Raw genomic sequence first — 5,620 nt, 5'->3', positions numbered from 1 at the left:
CTTGCCCAGAGGTCGGATTATAAATTAAACGGGCTTTTTTGATTCGTTCTACCATAAAGATCCTCTACAAACTTTCAAGCCAGGCCTCATCTTCTACCTGGATTCCTAATTCTTGTGCTTTGGTTAACTTGCTACCAGCGTCACTACCTGCAACGACTAAATCTGTTTTTTTGGAAACCGATCCAGTCACCTTAGCGCCCAGACTTTCTAATTTTGCCTTGGCTTCTGAACGCGTGAGTCGCTCTAGCTTCCCAGTCAAAACGACTGTCATTCCTGATAGGGCCGCATCAGCAGCGACTTTCTCACCAAGATAGGCCATATTGACGCTAGCTTCTTTAAGCTCTTGCAATAGGCGCTTGGATCCTTCTTGAGCGAAATAACGCTTGAGGCTTTCAGCCACGACCATACCGAGACTATCAATGCTGGCAATTCGTTCTGGATCAGCTGTAGCCAATTGATCGAGGTCATGGAATTCTTGGAGCAAGATTTGACTAACCTTGCTACCGACATGGCGGATCCCCAAACCAAAGAGTAACTTCTCAGCTGAATTCTCTTTTGAAGCTTGAATGGCTTCATAGAGTTTTTCAGCAGATTTTTCTTTAAAGCCTTCCAAGGTCAATAGGTCCTCGACTGTCAGACGATAGATCCCAGCTACATCCTCTACCAACTGAGCTGCGAAGAGTTTCTCTACAACAGCTGGACCCAAGCCTATGATATTCATAGCATCCCGACTGGCAAAGTGGTTCAAACCTTCCTTCATCTGTGCTGGACAGAGCGGATTGATACAGCGAAGGGCCACCTCATCCTCGAAATGAAGCAACTCACTCTGGCAGCTCGGACATTGAGTTGGAATGGCTAATGCTTGATCAGATACCCGTTTATCTTTGACGACACGCAAGACCGCAGGAATGATATCACCCGCCTTGTAGACAATGACGGTATCATCCTGATGAATATCTTTTTCAGCAATATAGTCCACATTGTGCAAGGTTGCCCGACTAACGGTAGTTCCTGCTAGCTGGACTGGAGTTAGATTGGCAGTTGGGGTCACAACTCCGGTCCGTCCAACCGTCCAATCCACCGATAAGATTTTCGCTTCTTTTTCTTCAGCTGGAAACTTATAGGCGACAGCCCATTTAGGGGCTTTTACGGTAAAGCCTAGTTCTTCTTGAACAGCTAGGTCATTGACCTTGATGACGATCCCATCGATATCATAGGGAAGATCCTCTCGAAGTTGGGCTACTTTTTGGATAAAGTCCCAAATTTGCTCCATATCCTCAGCCAGCACTCGCTCTTGGTTCACGACAAACCCTAAGCGGGCTAATTTCTCAAGCACGCCTTCCTGACTGCTTTGATCCGTCGGGCTCACTTCTTGATACAAGAAGGTTGCGAGATTTCGCTTGGCCACGATTTTCGTATCCAATTGACGAAGCGTTCCTGCAGCAGCATTTCGTGGATTAGCAAACTCAGGCTCGCCATTTTCTTGACGAATTTGATTAACCCGATCAAAGGAAGACCGCGGCATGTAGCACTCACCTCGAACAGTAATGTTTACTGGCTCTGGTAACACCAAAGGAATGTCCTTTACCCGCTTGAGGTTCTCTGTAATATCCTCACCGACAGAACCATCTCCACGTGTTGCCCCCGTTACGAGGACTCCATTTTCATAGGTGAGGGAAATGGACAAGCCATCGATCTTCAGCTCACATACATAGCTTATGGAAGGAAATTCCTTACGGACACGCTGATCAAAGACTTCTAATTCTTCACGCGAAAAAGCATCCTGCAAACTATAAAGGGGATACTGGTGCTGGTATTTAGTAAAGCCTTTTAAAACCACACCACCTACACGGTGAGTTGGACTCTCTGGTAAGATCTCATCTGGATGAGCGGTTTCGAGTTCCACCAACTCCCGATATAATTGATCATATTCACTATCTGAAACAGATGGAGCGTCTTTTGTGTAATACTCATAAGCATAGCGATTGAGTAATTCCACTAATTCTTTCATTCTGGTTTTCATGTTCTTATTTTATCATAAAATCTTAATTTAGCCTTGAATTTACTGCATTCTTAGCATGAAAAAAAGGAGCCAAAGCTCCCTTTTCTTATTTTGTAAAATCAATCCGTTTAGAAAGTTGATTGATCACAATCGCTCCAAAAATCAAGGATGCAAATTCACCCACTCCCATGGTCAACCAGTTATAGAAGAATGGTTGGCCTTGAAGGTAATAAAGTTCCAAGGCAATCGTAAACATGGAAATGGAAAAGAAAATCGCAAACAAGAAATGGTCCAATCGAATAAGACCGTCAAACAAGAACTTGTTTTTAAAACGACCAAATAGAATGAGTCCAAGTCCTAAGAAGACAAAGGTTGAACCTCCACCAACAAAGACATCGATCCACCCAAAACTAAATAAGTTAGCAATCATACAACCAAGAGTCACTCCAATCAAGTACTTCTTATTGTAGAAGGCTAAGAAATTCATCATCTCCGAAACGCGGAATTGATAGCCATAGTAGGCCATAGCATTGAGAGGTGGGGTAATGGTCAATACGATATAAATCGCAGCAACAATGGCAATTTGCGCCATATCACGAGCAGTTAACTGTTTCATCTATTCTCCTTTAGCGGTTTTTCCGCGTCTAATATGCTTGGCGAAAGGATCTTAAGCACCAAGGGTCGAAGGTTTGATTTCTTCAACCTTTCAAGTATAGCATATTTTGAGGTTTTATGGTAGACTGAATTTATGAAAACACTCATTAAAAAATTTTTTGATAATGAAATTTTATCCTATCTCTTCTTTGGTGTGGCAACAACCCTTGTTTCCGTCGGAACCCGCCTCTTCATCTATCATATGTCTCGTGATGAACGATTGGCGACAGCGATTGGAAACATTGCTGGGATCCTCTTTGCCTTTGCGACCAACGATACCATTGTTTTTAAACAAGAAAGGAAGGGCTGGTTTCAGCGCTTGATCCGATTTGCAATTGCGCGCTCTGGGACCTTTATTCTAGATATGGCCTTGACCGAGATTTTTGTCAAGCAGTTCCCAGAAATTATCGGTCAATTCGTCCACAATAACAAGAGCCAAATCAATCTGATTGAAACCCTCTTTGCACAAGTAGCCATTGTGGTCCTCAATTATGTCTTTAGTAAACTCTTTGTCTTTAAAAATAAAAACAAGGCTTGAAACGATTGTTTCAGCCTTATTCTTTTAAACTTCTATACTTGCATGCTCTGCACTTAATTGATAGATGGTGCCTTCGACCCCAAAATAATTCTTGGCTAGATCTTTCAATTCCTGCATAGCTGTTTGTGCGCGTTTAGCCTGCTCTTCATTGATAGCTTCAATCACCAAAATTGCGTCCTTGGTATCTTCTGTTAGCATGGTTCTTTGAGCCTCACGCCAATTCAAGCAACGACAAACGGCTCCTTCTTGGTCGTAGTAGATGATCTCCCCTTCCAAAGCTGGCGCATCTTCTTCAGCTCCTAACGGAAAGAAAGGTTCGCCTCCTTTCGCTTGGCCTAGAGAGAGTCCACCCACCAACTTATCCATATCTTCTCCTCCACAAGGAAGGGCATAAGCCATCGACACGCTATTGTAAAGATCCACCAAAGGATTAATCGGATAGAATTCACGTCCCTGGTGAACCCGTTTTAAGAGTGCCTCGATGGAAGATCGGGCTCCTTTTTTTGTTTTAAACTTGCTAAAAGCTTGGCGCCACTCTTGAACGAACTCACTCTGGGTATAGTTTTCTTCATCGATAAATTCCCATGCTCGCTTGGCACCCTTGTCCAACAATTCTTTGAAATAAGGATCCTTGGCTTCATCTACTGTATTATCAATACCATACAAGGACATCACTGTAATGGTAGCTGTTGGGAATAAATCCCAAAATGCTTGATCGACTGTCACTTTCAATGCTTTACCTCACTATAATTTCTTTTTTGACCTTTTTTGACTAGTTCCCAATCCAGGGTAATATTCTCACGAACTCGGATCAGATACTCCTCTAACTGTGCGACTTCTTCTTTGGAAAATCCTTTTAAGGCAGTTGCCTCAGAGTAAAGATGCTCCCCTAAAATGAAGGGGTAAATCTTCTTGCCTTTTTGCGTTAATTCCCATTCCTTGGTTTTAAGGTTTTCACCCCTTGGGCGCTGTTGAATCAGTCCTCGTTCTTCTAGTTTTTTTACGGATCGGGCAATAGTTGAGCGATCTACTTTCAAGAGCTCAGAGAGTTCTTCCTGAATAATTCCAGGTTGCTCCGCAATTCGCACAAGGTAGAGGTATTGACCACGCGCCAGATCCAAATCTCGAAATTCGATATTTGCTATAGAATCCAAAGCTCGCGCAATGATGCCTATCTCACGCAAAATACTCATCCCACTCCTCCTTTCTTATTAAGAATAGCATATCACATTTTTGTTGCAAATGCAACAAAAATAGATAGCCAAAAAGAGACTGGGACAAAAGTCCTAGCCTCTCAATTATTTTTGAATTGTCGAGCAAGACGCAGTGGTTGAGTGGGCTCTACTACGCTGATTTCATCAGCTTTTACAGCCCTACTCAACTGTGCGGAAGTGGGACAACGAAATCGAATTCTAACGAATTACCGATTTCTGTCCCACTCTCCTTATTCCGTTTTATCTTTTTTTCTCAAGCGTAACCGACGCTTTAATTTTTGTGAAGCTTCTTTATGCCAAAAGGCTACTTCTTCCGTTTTTAATTTGGAGACAATTTCTCCATTGCGCGTTTGGAACTTGGCTTCTCTAGCAAACTGGATACTGGCGTTTAAAATACAACCAATAATCATGATTTTTGCCACCAAGATGAACCAGAACATGATGACCGCTAGGACGACAGAACCGAAGAAACGAGCATCTAAGAAATGACTCACATAACGATCCACATATTTCCAAAAGATATTCAAGATCGCATACAGGACAGCAACAACGAAGGTCGCTCCTGGAAGAACATATCTAAATTTTGGAATTTTAACATTAGGAAGAGTGTAATAAAGCAAGACCAGACTGACAAAGAGCAAGAGATAGATGGTCGGCTCTGTCAAATTCAGTAAGCGCACATAAATCGTCCGATCAAATGAAAAGGTCCGATAGAGATAGCGAACGATCATTTTCCCAAACATGGAAAGAATGAGCGAAAGTCCAAACAAGCCCTGCAAGGCAAAACTAATCAGAAAGCTAAAGAGTCGTCCCCAGATAATGCCACGCTCCTTTTCCACCCCATAACTCTTGTTATAGGCCCTTTGGAGGTAGGCAATGCTCTGAGAGAAGATCCACAAAGCAGAAACAATCGAAAAACTTAGTAATCCTGTTGAGGGTTTGGTCAACACACTCGAAATCATCTGTGCCACTATTCGATATAAGGAAGCTGGCAAGACTTTTTGTAAGCTCAAAAGAATCTGAGTAGGACGAATATGAAAGTAAGGCAAAATATTGGCTGCAATCAGCATCAAAGGGAAAATGGAGATCAACAAATAATAGGCAACCGCAATGCTGGTGATATCAGACTCTGCACTCTGATAAAATCGCACGAAGCCTTTTATAAACGGCTGATCTAGCACTTTTTTTATGACTTTTTTCATCCGTCACCTC

The 5,620-nt window shown here is 42.6% G+C and carries 7 protein-coding genes and 1 riboswitch; of the genes, 1 reads left to right on the top strand and 6 read right to left on the bottom strand.

Annotation, left to right across the window (positions count from 1 at the left end; all coding sequences use genetic code 11):
- The 3 genes from SPADD19_RS13085 to SPADD19_RS05615 all read right to left on the bottom strand — a co-directional run.
- The coding region (locus SPADD19_RS13085; RefSeq protein ID WP_277619471.1) for a hypothetical protein at positions 1-55 on the bottom strand (55 nt) is incomplete at its 3' end.
- A gap of 9 nt (positions 56-64) precedes the next feature.
- On the bottom strand, positions 65-2,023 hold the full coding sequence (ligA, locus tag SPADD19_RS05620) for an NAD-dependent DNA ligase LigA (RefSeq protein WP_061455472.1): 1,959 nt from the start codon (positions 2,021-2,023) through the stop codon (positions 65-67).
- A gap of 85 nt (positions 2,024-2,108) precedes the next feature.
- Positions 2,109-2,618: a QueT transporter family protein gene (locus SPADD19_RS05615; RefSeq protein ID WP_023917840.1), complete on the bottom strand. Its 510-nt coding sequence runs from the start codon at positions 2,616-2,618 to the stop codon at positions 2,109-2,111.
- Positions 2,616-2,722: riboswitch (PreQ1 riboswitch) on the bottom strand. It overlaps the preceding gene by 3 nt.
- A 28-nt stretch (positions 2,723-2,750) precedes the next feature.
- On the opposite strand from SPADD19_RS05615, the gene SPADD19_RS05610 reads away from it, so the two are divergent.
- Positions 2,751-3,194, top strand: a complete 444-nt coding sequence (locus tag SPADD19_RS05610) for a GtrA family protein (protein WP_061455471.1) — start codon at positions 2,751-2,753, stop codon at positions 3,192-3,194.
- Between the two features lie 24 nt (positions 3,195-3,218).
- Here SPADD19_RS05610 and SPADD19_RS05605 read toward each other — a convergent pair whose 3' ends face one another.
- From SPADD19_RS05605 to SPADD19_RS05595, 3 genes are all read right to left on the bottom strand, one after another.
- Complete coding sequence (locus SPADD19_RS05605) at positions 3,219-3,926, bottom strand: B3/B4 domain-containing protein (protein ID WP_003014389.1); 708 nt, start codon at positions 3,924-3,926, stop codon at positions 3,219-3,221.
- Positions 3,923-4,387 carry a MarR family winged helix-turn-helix transcriptional regulator gene (locus SPADD19_RS05600; RefSeq protein ID WP_061455470.1) on the bottom strand — a complete coding sequence of 155 codons (465 nt, stop codon included), beginning with the start codon at positions 4,385-4,387 and terminating at the stop codon, positions 3,923-3,925. The genes SPADD19_RS05605 and SPADD19_RS05600 overlap by 4 nt, the downstream gene beginning before the upstream one ends.
- Positions 4,388-4,638: 251 nt before the next feature.
- Positions 4,639-5,610, bottom strand: coding sequence for a YihY/virulence factor BrkB family protein (locus SPADD19_RS05595; protein ID WP_003015777.1), 972 nt, complete (start codon positions 5,608-5,610; stop codon positions 4,639-4,641).
- Positions 5,611-5,620 lie beyond the last annotated feature (10 nt).

It is taken from the genome of Streptococcus parasanguinis (assembly GCF_001578955.1).
GTDB lineage: Bacteria > Bacillota > Bacilli > Lactobacillales > Streptococcaceae > Streptococcus > Streptococcus parasanguinis_U.
This window is presented reverse-complemented; position numbering and strand designations above follow the sequence as displayed.